Consider the following 18,832-nt stretch of genomic DNA (forward strand, 5'->3'; position numbering starts at 1 on the left):
AATGCTGAAAATTGAACAGCTCAGAGGACGCTATTCCCAGACTGACGTTATAAAGGATGTTTCGTTTTCAGTAAGCAGAGGTGAAATGTTTGGCATTTTAGGACCTAATGGGAGCGGAAAGTCTACCCTGCTCAAAATGGTAAGCGGCATCCTTCCGCCTTATTCCGGCAGCATCTCTATTAAAGGAAAGCCTTTAACCAGCTACAGTGCAAAGGAACTGGCGAGGATTATCGCGGTTTTGCCACAGCATTCCAGCGAAGCCTTTTCCTATTCCGTGAAGGAGACTGTTTCGCTGGGGCGTTACGCCCATCAGCAAGGCTGGTTCCACACCTGGTCAGCAAAAGATGAGGAGGTTGTCTGGCAGGTGATGGAGCAGACCGGAGTTGCCATGTTTGCAGATAGCTTGCTCCACGAGCTGTCAGGAGGCGAAAGGCAAAGGGTTTACCTTGCCCAGGCTCTTGCCCAGGAACCGGAAATCCTGCTTTTGGATGAGCCCACGAACCATTTGGATCTCTCTTACCAAAAGGGTTTGCTGGACAATCTTAAAGGGTGGACCAGGGATACAGGCTTGACGGTCATCTCCATTTTTCATGATTTGAATCTTGCCGGCCTGTATTGCGACAGACTGCTTTTACTAGAAAACGGCAGGATAAAAAGCATGGATTCACCTAACGAAGTGCTGCGGGAGGAACAAATTGCCCAAGTCTACCAGACAAGCATTCAAAAGCAGCCTCATCCAAAAGTTCCTGCCCCCCAGATGGTTCTTCTTCCCGAAACCAAAGGGAAACAGGCGGAGGAAAATTACATTGATGAATCCCTGCTGGAGGTTTATGAAGAGTATATTGTGCTGCGGTCTCCACAGCATCTGAGGACCATGTCTTCAGGTGTAGTCGGTTCAGGTATCGGCTGGCATCGGAACTTTATCAACCGGCATGTTGGAAGGGATTATGGCTGCAGCGACCACCGCAGTGAAATGGCCGATTATATCAAAAATCTTGGGTTTGAGCCCGGAGAAACAGTAGGGATGATGACCGCTGTTTTTTTGGAAGATGCAAGTTTTACATTTTTAATAGAAGATAACTTCTCCATTCTGGTTGTCGTTACAGCAGGAGTTGGCAATGCGGTGGACGCTTCAAGGAGCATGGCCCATTCCTCGGAGCTTGTCCCGGGAACAATAAACATCTGGATGTTTGTGAATGGTGAATTGACAGAGGAAGCATTTATCCAATGCATCATGACAGCAACCGAGGCAAAAGCAAAGGCACTGCATGAACTAAAGGTGAGGGACCCTTTAACCGGAACAATCGCGACAGGAACATCCACAGACAGCATCCTAATTGCGGCGACCCAGCATGGAAATAAACTGGACTATGGCGGAACAGTCACTCCTCTTGGCAAGCTTATCGGGCGAGGCGTTTATGACTGCACTCTGGAAGCTGTTGGCAAAAGCAGAAAAAGGGTGAAAAGATGACCCACCACATGATTGCCTTAATACTTGCCGTTATATTGGATAAGCTCGTCGGAGACCCTCCGCGTTGGCCTCACCCTGTCAGGTGGATGGGAAGTTTCATTAATCATCTTGAAAAAGGATGGAACAGGGGAAAGAGGAGGAAACTGCGAGGGACAGCAATGGTTGCTGCTGTCCTCCTGGCAGTTGGCGGTGCTTCTGTCCTTATCGTAAGTGGCGCCTATTCCCTTCATCCCGCAGTGGGAATTGCAGTTGAAGCGGTGCTGATCTCCACTACCTTGGCGCAAAAAAGCCTTAAACAGGCGGCCATGGCTGTCTATGAACCTCTTAAACAAGAAAATATCCAAGAGGCCCGAAAAAAACTATCCTTCATTGTTGGGAGGGATACAGAGCAATTAGCGGAGCCGGAGATTGTCAGGGGGACAGTAGAGACGGTGGCAGAAAATACGAGTGATGGAATCACTGCACCGATGTTTTGGGCTCTGATCGGGGGCGCTCCCCTAGCCTTGATTTATCGGGCCATAAACACGTGTGATTCGATGGTAGGCTACCGGAATGAAAAATATATGGAGTTTGGGTGGGCTTCGGCCCGTCTGGATGACGTTGCCAACTGGGTGCCCAGCAGAATCACCTCTTTTGTCATGCTGATGGTTAACAGGCCGGAGCATATCTCGAGAAAAGAAGGATGGAAAACTCTCTGGCGTGATGCCAAAAAGCACCCGAGTCCTAACAGCGGGTGGGGGGAGGCGGCAGTTGCCGCCATCCTTGGTGTTCAGCTTGGAGGCATTAATTACTATAAAGGAATCATTTCCGATCGGGCTCGCATGGGCTCGCCGGTCGTAATGCTCGAAAATCAGCATATTGTTAAAACGAACAATATTATGGAACGTACAGTCCTGTTCTTTTTATTATTGCTTTGTATGGGAGGGATACTGTTTGAAATGGCCAKAGCATGGAGCTAATCCGCATTTGATGTACGAAGCGTTCAATAGGCAAATTCCTTCACAAATGATTGACTTTAGTGCCAACATAAACCCTTTGGGACCGCCTTCCTCATTAGCTGAAAATTGGCCTGCGCTCTTTGATCTTGTCTCTGAATATCCGGATTCAAGAGGAACAATTTTTAAGAAAAAGATTGCAGATTTAGAAGGATTGTCAGAAGAGCAGGTTTTGATAGGCAATGGAGGGGCCGAAATCATCAACCTTATTGGCCGGATGCTGTCAGGGAAGAAAGCCCTTATTATCCAGCCTGCTTTTTCCGAATATGAAGAAGCCTGCCGGGTAAATGGCTGCGAAGTAGAATGCCTTTCACTGAGCAGCGGGAGCTGGGAATGGGAGAAGGGGCTTGAGGAAAAGCTGGGATCGGCGGATGCTGTGTTCCTCTGCAATCCCAATAACCCAACCGGAATTTATTACCATCCGGAACAATTCCTTCCGTTATTAAAAAAGTGCCGCAAAAAAGATTGTCTCCTGATCATTGATGAGGCTTTTTATGACTTCGTTCCTGAATATGAAAGAATTGTTCCATACATACAAGAATACAGCAACCTGCTGATTATCAGGTCGATGACCAAAATGTTTGCCATTCCAGGGCTCCGTCTGGGCTATTTAATGGGAAGCGGCGAAATCATTGCGCAAGTTTCAGCCTTTCAGCCTCACTGGAGCATCAATGCACTTGCCTTAAAAACAGGGGAATGGCTTCTTGAGAGCGAAACATTCATTCAGGAAACAAAAAATCTGATACAGACAGAAAAAACAAAGCTGTTTGCATTCTACCATGAATATGGTTTCCTTTTTTCACCATCAAGCACAAATTATTATCTGCTGAGAGACCCCCAACTCGACGATCAGCTGCCATTTTTTCTGTTTTTACTGGATAGGGGCATCGTTCCGAGGCATACCATGAATTTTCCGGGGCTGAGGGGACGATGGCTCCGGTTTGCCATAAAAGGGAGCGCTGACAATGAACGGCTTATGAAGGAGGCTTCTGAATGGAAGAGCAGGGCATTATTTTTATAAGCGGCGGGGTCAGAAGCGGTAAGAGTTCCTTTGCCGAGGAGCTTGCGGCTAAACTTGCTTGTGATTCGAATGCCCAGCTTCATTATATTGCTTCTGGCCAGGCAAGCGACCCAGAGATGAGTGAACGAATTTCCCGGCATATAAAGGACCGTGAAAGAAGCGGGCTGAACTGGACCACCTGGGAGCAGCCAAGGGATTTGGCCAGGCTTGCCCCTTGTTTCTCAAAGAACGATGTTGTACTCCTTGATTGCCTGACGACATTGTTGAACAATGAGTTCTTTCGCGGGACCTGGCAGGAACACAGTTTCCCTGAGGATGTAGTGTCATCCATAATCGAGGCAGTCCGCCAAATCGCCGACAGCTGTAATTCCTTGATTCTCGTCAGCAATGAGGTGGCCCATGAGCCCCTAGTTGGTAATGAACTTGTTTTTTGCTATGTATCCGCACTCGGAAGCCTTCATCAAAAAATAGTATCTATTGCCAGTGAGGCTTTTCTAGTGGAATCCGGCGTTCCGCTCATGATGAAGGGAGCGATGAAAAGATGAAAGGAATTATGATTCAAGGTACCTCTTCAGATGTCGGCAAGAGCCTGATTACTACCGGCATCTGCAGAATCCTTGCTAATGAAGGATTTCGGGTTGCGCCTTTCAAGTCTCAAAATATGTCCGATTTATCCTATGTGACTGCTGACGGAAAAGAAATCGGAAGAGCCCAGGGCATCCAGGCAGAGGCAGCCAAAACACCTGCAACGGTGATGATGAATCCTATCCTGCTGAAGCCAAGGTCAGGAGAATCGGCGGTAATCGTGCTGTTTGGCGAAGTGATTAAAACATTATCCGGGAAGAGCTATCGCAAATCATTTTACCACAAGGGTCTTGCTGCGATCCGGAAGGCATTGGATAATCTGGAACAGGCTTTTGATTTTGTGGTAATCGAAGGAGCGGGCAGCCCTGTGGAGATGAACCTGAAGGACAGGGAGTTAGTGAACATGAAGGTGGCCGAGATGGCAAATGTTCCGGTCGTCCTTGTAGCCGATATTGACAGGGGCGGGGTTTTTGCAAGCATCGTAGGCACCCTTGAGCTTCTTGAATACGAGGAAAGGAAGAGAGTAAAGGGGATCATCATTAATATGTTCCGTGGAGACCTTTCCAAATTCTCTGGCGGAATTAAGTGGATTGAAGAGAGAACAGGGGTACCTGTCCTTGGGGTGGTGCCGTATCTTGAAAACCATATGATTGATGTTGAAGATTCATTTTCCTTACAGCGCTCATCACGCAATAATGCCGAGGAAATGCGGGATACCGCGGTCATGCAGTCTGGTGATGTTCCCAATTTCAGAGATATTGAAATGCTATCGAACAAGCTGCCAGCCCAGGAGACTAAACCACTCAGTCCGTTAAAGGAGCAGAAATACGATGAAGTGGCAGAGCACCTTCTCAGCCATATTGATTGGGCCAAACTAAAACAAATCATGCTGGAGTGGGACCAATGAGCTACATCAAAGGTTTCCTGCTGAATATGCAATTCTTCACCAGCATCCCCATCCCTTTGGCGCTTCCTATGGATAAAGTGCATCTGGAAAGGGCGGTAAGGACTTTTCCCCTGCTCGGTCTTCTTCAGGGTGCTGTCTATTCAGCGCTATTGTATATGGTGGTGGAATGGACTTCTTTCTCCATCTTAACGGCGGCATTTGCCGTTTGGCTTGCAGGCATCATCCTTACAGGTGGTATTCACATCGATGGCTGGATGGATGCCAGCGATGCCTATTTTTCGTTCAGGGATAAGGATAAAAGGCTGGAAATCATGTCCGATCCGCGAACAGGTGCTTTTGGCGTATTGTCTGTCATTGTCTTGTTAAGTTCCAGGTTCTTTTTTATCTATGAGGTAGTGGCAATGATGAGTGGCCTTTCTTATTTATTGATTGCCTGCATCCCTGTTTTCAGCAGGATGGTTATGGGTGTTTTGCTCACTGTTGTAAAGGGGGCAAAGGAAGAAGGCCTAGGGCAGCTGTTTCAACAATCAACCACAAAATATACACTTTATGCCTATCCTGTTTATTTGTTCATCCCGCTGGCAGGATTCTGGGCAGCAAACCAGGCGGCTTCCCTTTTTTTTATGGCTATTGCCGCTCTGGCTATCCTGCTTTATTTAAAGAATAAAATACCTTATTGGTTTGGCGGGATGACAGGTGATGTACTGGGCGCAAGCGTAGAAGGGACGGAGCTGCTTTTATGGATGACACTGTGGTTATTGCATTATTTCGTCATGGGCTGACAGAGGGCAATAAGAGGCATGCGTATCTGGGATGGACTGATTCCCCATTATGTCCCGTTGCAAAAAGGAAACTCGGAAAATCGGATGCACGCTATTCCATGCTTTTCAGCAGCAATTTGGGAAGATGCCTGGAAACCTCAAGCCTGTTATTTCCGCAGCTTCACCCTCAGCTCATGAGTGAGTTGAGGGAAATGCATTTTGGAGAATGGGAAGGGAAAGTGTTTGAAGAATTAAAAGAGGACCCTCATTATCAAAAATGGCTTTCAGAGCCTTTTAGTGCCAAAGTACCCGGGGGTGAGTCTTTTTCAGATTTTGCCCTCCGGGTGGAAACGGGATGGAATGAAATCACCAGGGAGATGGGAGAGAAAGAAATTGCCAGAGCTGCTGTCATGACCCATGGCGGTGTGATCCGGTATCTGTTGTCCAAATTTTCGCCCGAAAAAAAGGATTATTGGGACTGGAAAATAGACCATGGTGCAGGATATGAACTTGTTTGGGAAGAAGATAAATGGAGGAGGGGAGAACGGTGCACTTTGTTACAGGCGGCGCCTATAATGGAAAAGCAAAATGGATCAGGGAGCATTACAGGCTGAACAGTGCCCCCCACCTCTGGCTTTCGGCTTACAAAAATGATGTGCTCCCCGAATCACTGTCCCATTGGAATGAAACCCATATTGTCATTCTCGAAGGCATTGAACAATGGATAAAGGCTGGTGCTGGTTCATCCGAACCTGAGGCCCTCCTGGAAGAGTGGACGGAGATATTAAAAGTGTGGCTTGACTGGGAGAAAAAGAATCCTCAAAGGAAGCTGATCATTTCAGGAACTGATATCTCAAAAGGAATTGTTCCCATTCTTGAACAAGACCGGAAATGGCGGGACATCACAGGATGGGTTTATCAGAGAATAATGGGTCTGGCGGATGAGGCAGACCTCGTCTGGTACGGAGTTTCACTAAAACTAAAAGAAAAGGGGCAAAGAGGATGAAATTATATACACGCACAGGCGACAAAGGGCAAACGAGCATTATCGGCGGAAGGGTGGACAAGGATGATATTCGGGTCGAAGCCTATGGCACAGTCGACGAGGTAAACTGCTTTGTCGGCCAGGCCGTTACCCAGCTTGACCACAAGGTGTTTGCCGATGTACTGGCGGATCTTGAAAAAATCCAGCACGAACTCTTTGATTGCGGGGGGGACCTGGCAAATGTAACCCAAAAAAGGGAGTTAAAATTAACGAAGGAAGCTGTTGGTTACCTTGAAAAGAAGATTGACGAGCTGATTGCGGAAGCTCCGGCACTCGAGCGCTTCATCCTGCCTGGAGGCGCCCCTGCATCGGCCTCCATCCATATAGCCCGCACGGTAACAAGAAGGGCGGAAAGGCTGGTCGTGTCTTTAAGGAAAGCAGACCCCGAGGTTTCCGAAGCTTCCTTGCAATACCTAAATCGGCTGTCCGATTACTTTTTCGCACTGGCACGTGTAATCAATTTCAGGCTGGGCGAAAAGGATGTTGAATATGAACGCAGTGCCAAGGTGTTCCGGGGAGGAAGGCGGAAAGAGGATGAGGGTGAATAAATTCGCACTGACTTCCATGCTCGTTGCATTGACGGCAATCGGCTCGATGGTGAAGGTGCCCGCCATTATAGGCAGCATCGCACTGGACGCTTTCCCTTCCCTGCTGGCTGCCGCTTTGCTTGGAGGTCCTTCGGGAGCTGTGGTAGGCATGCTTGGTCACTTGCTATCTGCCGTCCTGGGCGGGCTGCCGCTGGGGGCCTTGCATATTTTCATAGCCGCTGAAATGGCCGGGCTGGTTTTTCTGTTTGCGTACTTGTATCAAAAAGGAAAGCGGATGCTTGCCGTGCTGCTCTTCATAGCCGGCAACAGCCTGATTGCTCCTCTTCCGTTTATCCTGTTTTTCGGAACCTCCTTCTATTTAGCCATTGTTCCTTCGTTAACAGCGGGTTCGATCTTAAATGGACTTCTTGCTTATGTGATGATTCCGAGGCTGGCAGGAGTGCTGAAAATGTTCAAGGGCAACGCGGAGACTGGCTCATGAGAGATGTTCTAAGCTTGCCATTTAATGAAAAGGAATTCATCGTTGTCGCAAGTGATAACAGCGGGAGCATTGGCAAAAAACCCGGGGACTCTGTGTATACACATTATGAGACGGTAGCTTATTATTCTTTAAGAGTTGCTGCGATGGAGTGCATTTCAGCGGGTGCCAGGCCATTTGCAGTCGCGCTCCAGAATTTTTGCGGGGAAGATGCTTGGAAGGAGCTGGAGCTGGGAGTTAAAAAAGGCCTTGCCGAGCTCGAGTTGCCTGATGTTAAGATAACAGGCAGCACGGAAAGTAATTTTATACTAAATCAATCAGCTGTTGGTCTTAGCGTCCTCGGGAAATCGACAAGTTTAGTTTCAGGCCCGCTGGTATATACAAATGACATTAGGATTGCCGTTATTGGGAGTCCGCTGGTTGGTGGAGAGGTGCTGGAAAAAAGCGGCGAGACGGCTCCTTTATCACTTTTCGCACAGCTCCATTCCCTTGGTTATCCCATCCTTCTTCCCGTTGGCTCAAAAGGGATTCTTTCCGAGTTGAACAAGCTTTTTGTTAATCGCACATTCACAATGGAAAAGCTGAATGTAAAACTTGATGTGCTTAAATCATCAGGACCAGCCACCTGCTTTATCATCGTCTTTCCGCTGKAGAAAGAAGAGGATATCAAGTCAATTGCAGGGAGCTTTTTCCACCCGGTTACAGAAAGAAGGGATTAAGATGCTTAAAGTCTATTTCACTAGGCATGGCGAGACAGAATGGAATGCAGAAAAACGAATCCAGGGCCGCCTGGATTCCAGGCTTACCGCCAGGGGAGAGCGTGATGCCTATTTGCTGGGGGAGCGGCTGAAGGATATAGAATTTGACCGGATTATTACCTCTCCTAGCGGGCGGGCGATGCAGACAGCACTGGCCCTTAAACAGAATCGGTCTCTTGAGATTGCGACCGACGAAGAATTAATGGAGATACACCTGGGAAACTGGCAGGGAAAAACAGAAAATGAAATCAAAGAACAATACCCAGAAGAGTTTTATTTATACTATCACCGTCCTGAGCTTTTTCAAAATCCGGAAGGCGAGAGCTTTTTTGAGGTAAAAAAGCGGGCGGAGTCTTTTTTGCATCGTTTGGAACAGGAAACCTCCTCAGGGAATATCCTGGTTGTTACGCATGGAGTTTTTTTGAAGGCTATGTTTTTGATCTGCCGTGATGCACCCATTGAACGTATATGGCAGCCGCCCTATTTGCATGGTACAGGCCTGACGATTGTTGAAATTGCTAGCGGAGAGAAAAAGCTTCTGCTTGAAGGATGCGTAGAGCATTGCCAGCAAGGAAAAGATGGCTGCAAGTAGATGAGGAAATTTTAGCGACTAGAAATTTTAATAATGTATAGGTTGGTAAGTGAAAATTTTTAAAGGGACCTGTGTAAATAGGTCTCTTTTTCAACCTTTATTTTCCAATATCCTTCCTTTACCAGAAGGGTAAAATAGGAAAATACGTTATGGAGGCGAAAAAGTGGGCAGAAATGAGGAACTGAATAAGAACATACAGGAACATGCTTTTAGAATTGATTCCTATTATGACCTGAAAGCCATCATTGACAAAGCTGGCGATGCTGATTATGTATTGCTTGGAGAAGCGTCTCATGGTACATCGGAATTTTATAGCCTACGAGCTGAACTGACAAAAAGGCTGATCAAGGAAAAAGGTTTTTCGTTTGTCGCCGTCGAGGGAGATTGGCCCGCATGTTTTACAGTAAATCAATATGTAAAAGGATATAAGGAAGGCACTGCAAGAGAGGCGCTAAAGGACTTTACCAGGTGGCCAACATGGATGTGGTCCAATTATGAAATGCTGGACTTTATCAGTTGGTTGAAGGAGTATAACGCAGCAAATGGAAAGCAAGCAGGCTTTTATGGCCTGGATGTATACAGCCTGTGGGAATCGATGGAAGAGATGATCAGGCAGCTGGAGAAAATTGCCCCGCGGGATGTTGATGCAGCGAAAAAGGCATTTTCCTGTTTTGAGCCTTTTGACAGGCGTCCGGAGAATTATGCGATTTCCGCTTCGTACTATGGGGAAGACTGCACCGAGGAAGTGGTCAAGGTACTGATTGAGCTGCAAAAAAATCGCAAAAAATATGACCAGTATGAGGAAGCCGACTTGAACCTTGAAGTGAACAGCCTAGTGATGCTGAATGCGGAGAGGTACTACCGGGCAATGGCAAAGGGTGGCCCTGATGATTGGAACATACGTGACACTCACATGGTGACCGCTTTGGAGAAAATACTGGCTTCACATCAAGCGGGGGCCAAGGCCGTGGTCTGGGAGCATAACACCCATATCGGAGATGCCAGGGCAACCGATATGGCTGAAGAGGGATTGGTCAATGTGGGTCAGCTTCTTCGGGAGGCATATGGAGATAGGGTGTATGCAGTGGGGTTCGGCACACATCGCGGCTCCGTTATTGCCTCAAGGGAATGGGGAGGCAGAGTGGAAGAAATGACGGTGCCGGAGGCCCATATAGGCAGCTGGGAAGATGCCCTGCACCAGGCAGGAGCATTCAACAAGTACATGATTTTTAATGAAGAAAATGCCCAAAAGTTTAATGGCGTCCTTGGCCACAGGGCGATTGGCGTCGTCTATAACCCGGAATACGAGCATCTCGGCAATTACGTACCCACACGGGTGTCGAAGCGTTATGATGCCTTTATATTCCTTGATGAAACAAAGGGGCTTTCCCCCATGTAGGGATAAAAGGGTGAATATGTCGTTTGTTTGTAAAGCCCTGTTGTAAAACCATTTTTATTATTGCAAGAGGCTGTAATTTTGTCGTAAAGAGAATTCAAATTGTCGTAAAAAGTCCAATTTTGCAGTAAGTGGCAATATTCCCGTGAAAAACAAAGCAGAGCCAGATTCTTCTTGGCTCCGCTTTGTTTTTACCTTGCTTGCCCAAGGCTGACGGTAGCTGTGACTTTTCCGCGCTCATTTTTGAAAATGCTGACGGTAAATGTACCTGGTTCATCTCTCCGGAAGCTTACTTTTGCAACCGACCGCGCGAGCGAATTGCTTCTGTATTGTATAATTCGCTGGTCAAGGTTCCCATCGTTTACTTCTTTTACCTTTATGGAGTCTTGCGGAATCCTTTCATCCAAGTAAGCAAAGATTTCTTTGTCACTAAGCTCACCGCCTGGATGATAGGCGAACTGATATTGAACGTTTACGGCACGGTGGGCTTCAAATGTGACAATCATGAATTCCCCCATATAGCGGGAAATTTCCTGGTCAGCAATATTTTCGCCATAAGCATTATCGAAATGCTGGCGAACATCACCTATGCCGGGCTGGACTGAAAGAATGTGACGGGCATTTGGGTCTGTTTGCGTTTTTGCCCGGATTTTTTCCCTTGAAGGGTTGTTCAAATCTTCCATGATCACAATTTTTTCGTCATCTGCCTTACAGCCCGCCAATCCAGCTGTTAAAAAAAATGCCAGAAGCAAGAGGACCGGGATTCTTTTCATAAAACATCTTCCCTTCTCGAAAGTCTTTTGTTTAGCTTTCCCAATTGTTTCTTTAAAAATGTTCAAAAAAATGTTGACTAACCTGTATTATGCGTGATAATATATTAAATTTGATTATTTTTTAAATGTCCTGTATACTAAAATAGTTCGTATATGGGGGTGGAAAGCTTTGTATCAAGTAGGCGACAACATTGTCTATCCAATGCATGGTGCAGGTGTGATTGAAGCGATAGAAGAGAAGGAAATCGGCGGGGTATCACAGAGTTATTTTGTGATAACAATGTCAAGTGAAATGAAATTGATGATCCCAACTGGCAAAATTGGCCTTTCAGGTGTACGCCCTGTTGAAGATCATATATCCCTGAAAAGCATGCTTAACTGTTTCCAGTTCGGGCCAAGTGACGACACTTTACCATGGAGGCAGAGGTATAACAACAATATGGCTAAATTAAAAACGGGCCATTTGCTTGAAGGTGCTGAAGTTGTCCGTGATCTTATGAGAATGAACAAGAAGAAGCCTCTAAATACGAGTGAAAGGCAGATGCTTCAGGATGCCCGTAAAATCCTTATCAGCGAAGTTGGCATCATTGCGGGAATTACTCAGGACCAGGCTGGAAAACTGCTGGATGAACGGTTTGAAGTTTCCAGCAATTAAAACAGTTTACGGTTAATGGAAAAGAAAATAAATTTTGGGTTGATTATAAGAAAAAAACAAATCAGGAATATTTTCCATTGTAATTATAAAAATTAACTGTTATAGTTAAGAAGAATTATTTTTGTTTTTTCGGCAAGGTGTTTGTCTTGAAGTTTGAGCAAGGATAGTAACAAAATGTGTGCGCAGGCACACGAGGAGGAAACACAAATGGAACAAGGTAAAGTAAAATGGTTTAACGCAGAAAAAGGTTTCGGATTCATCGAGCGTGAAGGCGGAGACGATGTATTCGTACACTTCTCAGCTATCCAGGGCGAAGGCTTCAAATCTTTAGACGAAGGCCAGGACGTAACTTTTGATGTTGAGCAAGGCCAGCGCGGTGCTCAGGCAGCTAACGTACGCAAAGCATAAACCAAATAGATAAAAGACTCTCATACCGAGAGTCTTTTTTTATTTTTCATATAGCTATGATGCAGTGAAAATATCAGTGCAGGTAATCATGCCTGTTACCAATATACAGTGAACCATCCTGCTGTACTTCTGCATATAAAACCTCGGTAACAGAAGGCACCCCAAGCACTTTCAGCTGCTTTTGAAGCCAATCCTCAGAAAGTCTAAGCTTGTTTAAATTGCTGCGATTCACAATTCCATCCGAGATCACCTCGGTTGGAAAAGGGTAGACAATGTCTGGCATGTCGTTTGTTTGTCCCAGTCTGATTTTATTCTGAGTTCCGCTTTTCTTCATTTCTGACAACTCCCCATCAACTTCAAAAATGGAATATTATAGGATACCTTTATCCCGGACAGTTAGAAGATGGCGAATGGCATGAGCCACTCCGTCTTCGTCGTTGTTTTTTGTGATGATATCCGCTTCCTGCTGAATATGCAGCGGTGCATTTGCCATTGCAACGGATGTAGTGGCTACCTCAAATTGGGCAAGGTCGTTGCCTCCGTCGCCAAATGCGATAATCTCATCGAAAGAGAGGTTCATCATTTCCTGATAGCGGAGCAATGCTTTGCCTTTATGGGCTTCCCCGGAAGTGATTTCAACATTATTTGGAAAAGACGAAGCCATGGACAGGTTGAACTTGCCATTCAGCGCCTTTTTAACTGCATTAATCCTCGCAAGTTCATCATAGTGGACCAGTGCGATAATCTTATAAATTTTCAGGTCCGGCAATGCAAGAATGGCTTCATAGTCGAATTCCCCAAACAGGGCATCCAGTTCCTCTCTTGATTTGCCATGGAGCGGAGGCAAGGTGGAAGGAAATCCTCCATGGTTTGTGTAGACGAGGATGCCAACTTCCAGGTCCCTTAGAATTGGAAACAATTCTTTGTAGGTCCCGACAGGAATGGTTGCCTCGTAAAGCAGCTCACGATCCTTGGAATATAGAATAGAACCATTCACACAGAATATTGGTGCTTTAAGATTGTCCAGTGCTTTGATTTTGATCACATCTCCAACAGCACGTCCTGTGTTGAGAATGATGCAATGGCCTTGTTCCTGTAATTCCGTTAAGGTTTTTATATTTTCTTCAGATACGTCCTGGTTGGAATCCAATAGTGTTCCGTCAAGATCAATGGAGTAACAGTTCATGTTTTTTGCTAATTCCTTTCTCGTTCATATCAAATGTTACTATATCAGATTATCACATTGAATGGGCGGAAAAAAGATGCTGCTTTTATTGTTAACTTTTATTCGAATTAAGTTGACACAAATAATGAAATCTTATACTCTATTCTTAACTAATATTCAGAATTGTTTAAAGGGGACTGGAAAAGGATGAAAAAAAGACTTAGCGCATTTGAAATCAGCCTGGCGGGCATGTTTGTTGCTATGATGGCGGTCGGTGCCAATATTACAGCTATCGCTCCATTTATGATAGTAGGCGGGGTACCTATTACACTGCAGACATTTTTTGCCATTCTTGCTGGGGCAGTGCTGGGAAGCAGGCTTGGTACCATATCCATGGCGGTTTATGCTTTTGTAGGGCTAGCAGGGGCGCCGATATTTGCCAGATTTGGAGGCGGAATCTCGACTATTGTCAGCCCGACATTTGGATTTATTGTTTCGTTTATCCTTGTTGCTTTCGTCGTCGGCAAGATTGTTGAGAGGAAACAAACGCTATCGGCCTATATTATTGGTTCACTTGCAGGATTGGCAATCAATTATCTCTTCGGAACGAACTGGATGTACTTTGCCTACAAGCTTTGGGCAGCCGCCCCGGAAGGTTTCACATATGGAATGGCATGGCTATGGATGGCCGCTCCACTTCCAAAGGATATCGCACTCACTATTGGTGCCGCCGTTTTTGCCCACCGCTTGGACCGCAGTGTCCTAAGGCGCAGCCAGCTAAGGAATCACAAACGCACCGCATAAAAAGGCAGGATGGAACCTAAGCAGAAATGCTTGGGTTTTTTTCTTTTTCAGATAGAAGCCGATTCACTTATGGTACAATCGACTTTGACACAAAATGGAGCGGAAATCCTCGGAATGGAGTGAGACAGATGGATATAAAGATTAATGAGCATATCATCAGGGAGCTGTGCGGGAGTGTCTCCTTCAAAAGAGGCGAACGTTTTTACCGCAGCAACAAAGTGGAATTCAAATCATATAGTAACGGATTTGCTGAAGCCTTTATAAGTGGAAGCGAAGATTTTTTTGTTACTGTCAGCACATTGGATGAGGGCAGATTTTCAGTTTCCTGCAGCTGTCCGAAGCTCTCATCGTATCCTAAGGAGTGCCAGCACTCCGCTGCCGTTCTGCTTTCGGTATTGGACCATCAGCGCCTGGGCAGTGTTCCCGAACTCCGGTCAGAAACGGGCATGGAGACTGCTGTGCATGGAGACAGCGACTCGGCTGCCGCAGAAGGGAACTTGGCTGAAGGACTGCTCTCCCTTTTTGGCCAGAAACCGAGTAGAGCTCCACGTGTAGAACGGCAGTATTTTGAAAACAGGCAAGTGATCAAGCCAACCTTTGTTTTCAAAGCTGTTTCCGTGGGAGGCCATCATATGATAGGGACGAAAATCATGTTGGGTGGCATAGCTGTAAAGGATATACGCCAAACACTTGCAAGTATCAAAAATGGCGAAATATCCGTTCTTTCATTATCCTCTTCCTTTGATCCCGCACTGCATTGTTTTGACAGGATTTCCGGTGCTGTCATTCAGCAGCTGATTCAGGTGCTTGCTGATGAAACAAGGTTTCTTTCCGAACAACATACTTATTTTAAACCCCAACAAGATACTCTGATTATTCCACCTTCATCATGGAGGATCATTATAAACCTACTGCCGCATACACCCTCCGTTAAGCTGGATTATCGCGACTGTCTGACGGATGGCCTTAAAATTGTGAAGGATCGGCTACCGCTGGAGTTCATGTTTCTAAGAAATGAAGATAATAGTGGCTTGCTGCGGGTGAAAGGGATGGGGGACCTTTTGTTGCTTGATGCATATGAACAGGTTTTGGCGGAAGGAAGTCTAATTCAATTAAACAGTGAAAACAGCGAAGTGCTGGCCAATCTGAAGAAAATGCTCGAGATGGCGGGGACAAACACCATCCGTGTTCCAAAGAATCAGCTGAAACTCTTTTTTGAAAAGGTGGTGCCTGGTTTAAAAAAGCTTGGTACTTTCCAACTGTCCGGTTCTGAATGGGGGGAGTTTGCCGTGAAGCCCCTGACCGCCAAATTGTATCTGGACAGGGTTAAGGACCGATTGCTGGCAGGACTTGAGTTTCATTATGGACAGGCTGTTATTCAGCCGTCAGAATCACGGCTTTCAGGATATTCCAATGTTCTTATAAGGGACACCGAGAAGGAAGCCGCCATCATTGATATATTGGAAAGCAGTGAGTTTGCAAGGACGGAAGGCGGTTATTATCTGCATAACGAGGAAAAGGAATATGAATTTTTGTATCATGCTCTTCCAAAACTTCATAAGCTGGTCCAGGTGTATGCCACCACTGCCGTGAGAAACAGGATATTTAAGGCAGGCTCTCCGCCTGCAATCAGGGTTAAATTCAAAAAAGAGCGTACCAACTGGCTGGAATTCAAGTTCGAGCTGAATGGCATTCCAGAGAAGGAAATTAAGGATGTACTAGCCGCACTTGAAGAAAAGCGCAAGTATTTCCGGCTGCGGAGCGGCGCCCTGCTCTCACTTGAGGCAAAAGAGTATGAGGAAATCCGCCGTTTCCTTATTTCCGCACCCATCGAGCAGGAGGATTGGGAGAACTCTTTGAATATGCCGGTTGTCGAGGGCATCAGGCTGATGGATAGTGTGCAAAATGAAGACGTTTTCCATCAAGAGGAATCATTTCGCCAATTCCTAGACAGCCTGCGCCAGCCTGGCAAGCAGGATTTTCAGGTTCCTGCCGGATTGGACACTGTTATGCGAAGGTATCAAAAAGAAGGGTTCAAATGGATGAAGACACTTGCCAGCCATGGATTTGGCGGGATTCTCGCCGATGACATGGGCCTTGGCAAAACGCTTCAAAGCATTGCATACATTTTTTCAGAGCTCCCGGACATTCGCCGGACCAAGAGACCTGTGCTCATTGTCTGCCCCTCATCGGTAACTTATAACTGGCTTGCGGAACTGAGCAAGTTTGCTCCCGGTGTACAGGCAAGTGTCATTGATGGGCCTCGTAAGGCCAGAGTAAGAGCGCTGGATAAGGGGAATCGGGATGTTATCATTACCTCTTATCAGCTGCTCCGCATGGATATTGACTGGTACGAAAAAATTGCTTTTCATACAGTATTCTTTGATGAAGCCCAGGCGTTTAAAAATCCTGTCACTCAAACGGCAAGAGCGGTGAAAAAGGTTCGAAGCGACCATCGCTTTGCCCTTACCGGCACTCCTGTTGAGAATTCCATTGAAGAAATATGGTCCATCTTCCATGTTGTATTTCCAGGATTGTTCAAGGGCCTTAAGGAGTACAGTCAACTGAGCCGTGAACAGATATCAAGAAGAATTGCGCCTTTTCTACTCCGAAGGCTCAAGAAGGATGTCCTTTCAGAGCTGCCTGGTAAATTGGAGACCATCGAATATTCCGAGATGCTTCCCGAGCAAAAGAAACTGTATGCCGCCTATTTGGCAAAGCTCCGCCATGATACGTTAAAGCATCTTAACAAGGATACTTTAAGGAAAAACAGGATCAAAATTCTTGCGGGTATGACTCGCCTTCGGCAGATTTGCTGTCATCCGGCTTTATTTGTTGATGGCTATAAAGGGGGCTCTTCAAAGTATAATCAGCTTAGGCAGATCATTGAGGAGTCACAGCAGACAGGGAGGAGGGTTCTGGTTTTCTCCCAGTTCACCTCAATGCTTGAGCTTATAGGCAGGGACCTTGCTGGCCAGGGATATGATTTTTTCTACCTTGATGGGCGGACAGCGCCTGAAGACCGTGTTGAAATATGCAGCAGATTTAATGCCGGGGAACGGAATCTGTTTTTAATCTCGCTAAAAGCTGGCGGAACGGGGCTTAACCTTACAGGAGCGGATACAGTCATTCTTTATGATCTATGGTGGAATCCAGCAGTGGAGGAGCAGGCAGCTGACAGGGCCCACCGAATCGGCCAAAAAAATTCGGTGCAGGTGATTAAATTAGTAGCCAGAGGAACCATTGAAGAAAAGATCAACGAGCTTCAGGAAAAGAAGCGGCACATGATTCAAGAACTCATAAATCCTGGGGGAAAAGTTTCCTTGTCTCTTACTGATGAGGATATCCGCGAGATATTAAGGATTTAATAACCCTGGCTTTCAAAGTGATTTTTAGCGATTGCTGAAATCAAAAAGGCTGCAATGAACCCTCATTGCAGCCTGTCTTCATTTTATTGGTTTATCAGCATACGTACAGCCTGCTGATCAAACACCTTTTCGACATGTTCCATAAGGGTCAGGTATACCAGCCCGTTTCCTTCCACTTTTGGCGAATTGCCTAGAGGAACGGTGCGCTTGATCAGCTGGGCGTACAGCTCGGGAACGGTTAAATCCCGTTCAAAAGCGGCGTTGGAAAGCACCTTCAGCAGTGCCAGCGCCCCTGAGACATGAGGGGTGGCCATTGAAGTACCGCTTAGCGTGGCATAGCTTCCGTTCAGATAGGTGGAGGTAATTCTTTCACCTGGTGCGACAAGGTCGATTTCATTATTGGAATTTGTAAACTGGGAGGAATTACGGTCAAGATCAATGGCACCCACCGAGATGACTTCATTATAGGCCCCAGGATAGGCAAGCTCGTCCGTTGCGTCTTCGCCATCTCCTTCATTGCCTGCTGCACAGACAACAAGAATGTTTGCGGCAATCGCTTCCTTGATGGCATTATGAAGCTCTTTTACATCCTGAGGGCCTCCGAGTGACATTGAAATGATGTCGACCTTCTGGCTGGTGGCATAACGGATGGCATTGATGATCCAATCGTATTGCCCAGAACCATTTTTGCCTAGTACTTTCAATATCAGCAAATTTGCCTCTGGTGCGACTCCAGCTACGCCGGTGTCATTCAGGCCGGCGGCTATAGTCCCCGCTACATGGGTGCCATGACCATTATAGTCTTCAAAGATATCGGGATTTCCCTGGTCATCTTTCGTGAAGTTGCGTCCGCCAATGATTTTGCCTGCCAAATCAGGGTGGGAAGTTTCGCAGCCTGTGTCGAGCACGGCAATTGTAATTCCCTGTCCTTTGGTTTCGGGCCAAATATCGGGTGCCTGGATAATTTCCACGCCTTTAGGAATCTCATTGACAATTTCCAGCTGCTCTTCAAACTTGTACGGAATTAGATGCACATATCTTTCCATGTTTCTCCCTCCTCCTTCGTTATATTAGCAAGCTCTTGATGTTATTTACTATTCTA

21 protein-coding genes are annotated in these 18,832 nt (G+C 46.3%); 17 read left to right on the forward strand and 4 right to left on the reverse strand.

The window, feature by feature from the left end:
- Position 1: 1 nt before the first annotated feature.
- The 13 genes from ADU22_RS16280 (at position 2) to ADU22_RS16340 (ending at position 10,560) form a co-directional block, all read left to right on the forward strand.
- The gene (locus ADU22_RS16280; protein WP_053363096.1) at positions 2-1,471 is read left to right on the forward strand and encodes an adenosylcobinamide amidohydrolase; all 1,470 of its coding nucleotides are present in this window, start codon (positions 2-4) and stop codon (positions 1,469-1,471) included.
- Positions 1,468-2,430, forward strand: a complete 963-nt coding sequence (gene cbiB, locus ADU22_RS16285; RefSeq protein ID WP_053363097.1) for an adenosylcobinamide-phosphate synthase CbiB — start codon at positions 1,468-1,470, stop codon at positions 2,428-2,430. The genes ADU22_RS16280 and cbiB overlap by 4 nt, the downstream gene beginning before the upstream one ends.
- Positions 2,405-3,487, forward strand: a complete 1,083-nt coding sequence (gene cobD, locus ADU22_RS16290; protein WP_053363098.1) for a threonine-phosphate decarboxylase CobD — start codon at positions 2,405-2,407, stop codon at positions 3,485-3,487. Before cbiB ends, cobD begins: the two co-directional genes overlap by 26 nt.
- Entirely contained in the window at positions 3,460-4,032 is a 573-nt protein-coding gene (locus ADU22_RS16295) for a bifunctional adenosylcobinamide kinase/adenosylcobinamide-phosphate guanylyltransferase (protein ID WP_053363099.1), read from the forward strand. The genes cobD and ADU22_RS16295 overlap by 28 nt, the downstream gene beginning before the upstream one ends.
- Positions 4,029-4,979, forward strand: a complete 951-nt coding sequence (locus tag ADU22_RS16300; RefSeq protein ID WP_053363100.1) for a cobyric acid synthase — start codon at positions 4,029-4,031, stop codon at positions 4,977-4,979. Before ADU22_RS16295 ends, ADU22_RS16300 begins: the two co-directional genes overlap by 4 nt.
- Positions 4,976-5,761 carry an adenosylcobinamide-GDP ribazoletransferase gene (cobS, locus tag ADU22_RS16305; RefSeq protein WP_053363101.1) on the forward strand — a complete coding sequence of 262 codons (786 nt, stop codon included), beginning with the start codon at positions 4,976-4,978 and terminating at the stop codon, positions 5,759-5,761. Before ADU22_RS16300 ends, cobS begins: the two co-directional genes overlap by 4 nt.
- Positions 5,719-6,354, forward strand: coding sequence for a histidine phosphatase family protein (locus ADU22_RS16310; protein WP_053363102.1), 636 nt, complete (start codon positions 5,719-5,721; stop codon positions 6,352-6,354). Before cobS ends, ADU22_RS16310 begins: the two co-directional genes overlap by 43 nt.
- Positions 6,288-6,746, forward strand: coding sequence for a bifunctional adenosylcobinamide kinase/adenosylcobinamide-phosphate guanylyltransferase (locus ADU22_RS16315; protein ID WP_069188086.1), 459 nt, complete (start codon positions 6,288-6,290; stop codon positions 6,744-6,746). The genes ADU22_RS16310 and ADU22_RS16315 overlap by 67 nt, the downstream gene beginning before the upstream one ends.
- Complete coding sequence (locus ADU22_RS16320; protein ID WP_053363104.1) at positions 6,743-7,333, forward strand: cob(I)yrinic acid a,c-diamide adenosyltransferase; 591 nt, start codon at positions 6,743-6,745, stop codon at positions 7,331-7,333. Before ADU22_RS16315 ends, ADU22_RS16320 begins: the two co-directional genes overlap by 4 nt.
- On the forward strand, positions 7,320-7,814 hold the full coding sequence (locus ADU22_RS16325) for an ECF transporter S component (RefSeq protein ID WP_053363105.1): 495 nt from the start codon (positions 7,320-7,322) through the stop codon (positions 7,812-7,814). Before ADU22_RS16320 ends, ADU22_RS16325 begins: the two co-directional genes overlap by 14 nt.
- Positions 7,811-8,530, forward strand: a complete 720-nt coding sequence (locus tag ADU22_RS16330) for a hypothetical protein (RefSeq protein WP_053363106.1) — start codon at positions 7,811-7,813, stop codon at positions 8,528-8,530. The genes ADU22_RS16325 and ADU22_RS16330 overlap by 4 nt, the downstream gene beginning before the upstream one ends.
- Before the next feature lies 1 nt (position 8,531).
- The gene (locus ADU22_RS16335; RefSeq protein ID WP_053363107.1) at positions 8,532-9,161 is read left to right on the forward strand and encodes a histidine phosphatase family protein; all 630 of its coding nucleotides are present in this window, start codon (positions 8,532-8,534) and stop codon (positions 9,159-9,161) included.
- A 163-nt stretch (positions 9,162-9,324) separates the two neighbouring features.
- Positions 9,325-10,560, forward strand: a complete 1,236-nt coding sequence (locus ADU22_RS16340) for an erythromycin esterase family protein (protein WP_053363108.1) — start codon at positions 9,325-9,327, stop codon at positions 10,558-10,560.
- A gap of 188 nt (positions 10,561-10,748) precedes the next feature.
- On the opposite strand, the gene ADU22_RS16345 is transcribed toward ADU22_RS16340, so the two are convergent.
- Complete coding sequence (locus ADU22_RS16345) at positions 10,749-11,330, reverse strand: hypothetical protein (protein ID WP_053363109.1); 582 nt, start codon at positions 11,328-11,330, stop codon at positions 10,749-10,751.
- A gap of 169 nt (positions 11,331-11,499) precedes the next feature.
- Here ADU22_RS16345 and ADU22_RS16350 point away from each other — a divergent pair, with 169 nt between their 5' ends.
- Both ADU22_RS16350 and ADU22_RS16355 read left to right on the forward strand, forming a co-directional pair.
- Complete coding sequence (locus ADU22_RS16350) at positions 11,500-11,985, forward strand: CarD family transcriptional regulator (RefSeq protein WP_082252887.1); 486 nt, start codon at positions 11,500-11,502, stop codon at positions 11,983-11,985.
- Positions 11,986-12,192: 207 nt separating this feature from the next.
- Positions 12,193-12,393 carry a cold-shock protein gene (locus ADU22_RS16355; protein ID WP_046523260.1) on the forward strand — a complete coding sequence of 67 codons (201 nt, stop codon included), beginning with the start codon at positions 12,193-12,195 and terminating at the stop codon, positions 12,391-12,393.
- A 73-nt stretch (positions 12,394-12,466) separates the two neighbouring features.
- Here the strand turns inward: ADU22_RS16355 and ADU22_RS16360 are convergent, their stop codons facing one another.
- Both ADU22_RS16360 and ADU22_RS16365 read right to left on the reverse strand, forming a co-directional pair.
- A complete protein-coding gene (locus tag ADU22_RS16360; protein ID WP_286132407.1) occupies positions 12,467-12,757 on the reverse strand; it encodes a YetF domain-containing protein in 291 nt (96 codons plus the stop codon).
- Between the two features lie 6 nt (positions 12,758-12,763).
- Entirely contained in the window at positions 12,764-13,579 is an 816-nt protein-coding gene (locus ADU22_RS16365; RefSeq protein WP_053363111.1) for an HAD family hydrolase, read from the reverse strand.
- 186 nt (positions 13,580-13,765) lie between these two features.
- On the opposite strand from ADU22_RS16365, the gene ADU22_RS16370 reads away from it, so the two are divergent.
- Together ADU22_RS16370 and ADU22_RS16375 are read left to right on the forward strand one after the other, a co-directional pair.
- A complete protein-coding gene (locus ADU22_RS16370; RefSeq protein ID WP_053363112.1) occupies positions 13,766-14,362 on the forward strand; it encodes a biotin transporter BioY in 597 nt (198 codons plus the stop codon).
- Positions 14,363-14,490: 128 nt separating this feature from the next.
- The gene (locus tag ADU22_RS16375) at positions 14,491-17,730 is read left to right on the forward strand and encodes a DEAD/DEAH box helicase (protein WP_053363113.1); all 3,240 of its coding nucleotides are present in this window, start codon (positions 14,491-14,493) and stop codon (positions 17,728-17,730) included.
- Between the two features lie 83 nt (positions 17,731-17,813).
- Here ADU22_RS16375 and ADU22_RS16380 read toward each other — a convergent pair whose 3' ends face one another.
- Entirely contained in the window at positions 17,814-18,776 is a 963-nt protein-coding gene (locus ADU22_RS16380; protein ID WP_053363114.1) for a S8 family peptidase, read from the reverse strand.
- Between the last annotated feature and the right edge of the window lie 56 nt (positions 18,777-18,832).

Origin of the sequence: Bacillus sp. FJAT-27251 (assembly GCF_001273925.1) — a bacterium.
Lineage (GTDB): Bacteria > Bacillota > Bacilli > Bacillales > Cytobacillaceae > Mesobacillus_B.

Excerpts from the sequence above, each read along its gene's own strand:
- ADU22_RS16280 (WP_053363096.1), top strand. The coding sequence starts at position 2 with ATGCTGAAAATTGAACAGCTCAGAGGACGCTATTCCCAGACTGACGTT.
- ADU22_RS16295 (WP_053363099.1), top strand. The coding sequence starts at position 3,460 with ATGGAAGAGCAGGGCATTATTTTTATAAGCGGCGGGGTCAGAAGCGGT.
- ADU22_RS16300 (WP_053363100.1), top strand. The coding sequence starts at position 4,029 with ATGAAAGGAATTATGATTCAAGGTACCTCTTCAGATGTCGGCAAGAGC.
- cobS (WP_053363101.1), top strand. The coding sequence starts at position 4,976 with ATGAGCTACATCAAAGGTTTCCTGCTGAATATGCAATTCTTCACCAGC.
- ADU22_RS16310 (WP_053363102.1), top strand. The coding sequence starts at position 5,719 with ATGGATGACACTGTGGTTATTGCATTATTTCGTCATGGGCTGACAGAG.
- ADU22_RS16320 (WP_053363104.1), top strand. The coding sequence starts at position 6,743 with ATGAAATTATATACACGCACAGGCGACAAAGGGCAAACGAGCATTATC.
- ADU22_RS16325 (WP_053363105.1), top strand. The coding sequence starts at position 7,320 with ATGAGGGTGAATAAATTCGCACTGACTTCCATGCTCGTTGCATTGACG.
- ADU22_RS16335 (WP_053363107.1), top strand. The coding sequence starts at position 8,532 with ATGCTTAAAGTCTATTTCACTAGGCATGGCGAGACAGAATGGAATGCA.
- ADU22_RS16345 (WP_053363109.1), bottom strand. The coding sequence starts at position 11,330 with ATGAAAAGAATCCCGGTCCTCTTGCTTCTGGCATTTTTTTTAACAGCT.
- ADU22_RS16355 (WP_046523260.1), top strand. The coding sequence starts at position 12,193 with ATGGAACAAGGTAAAGTAAAATGGTTTAACGCAGAAAAAGGTTTCGGA.
- ADU22_RS16365 (WP_053363111.1), bottom strand. The coding sequence starts at position 13,579 with ATGAACTGTTACTCCATTGATCTTGACGGAACACTATTGGATTCCAAC.
- ADU22_RS16370 (WP_053363112.1), top strand. The coding sequence starts at position 13,766 with ATGAAAAAAAGACTTAGCGCATTTGAAATCAGCCTGGCGGGCATGTTT.
- ADU22_RS16375 (WP_053363113.1), top strand. The coding sequence starts at position 14,491 with ATGGATATAAAGATTAATGAGCATATCATCAGGGAGCTGTGCGGGAGT.
- ADU22_RS16380 (WP_053363114.1), bottom strand. The coding sequence starts at position 18,776 with ATGGAAAGATATGTGCATCTAATTCCGTACAAGTTTGAAGAGCAGCTG.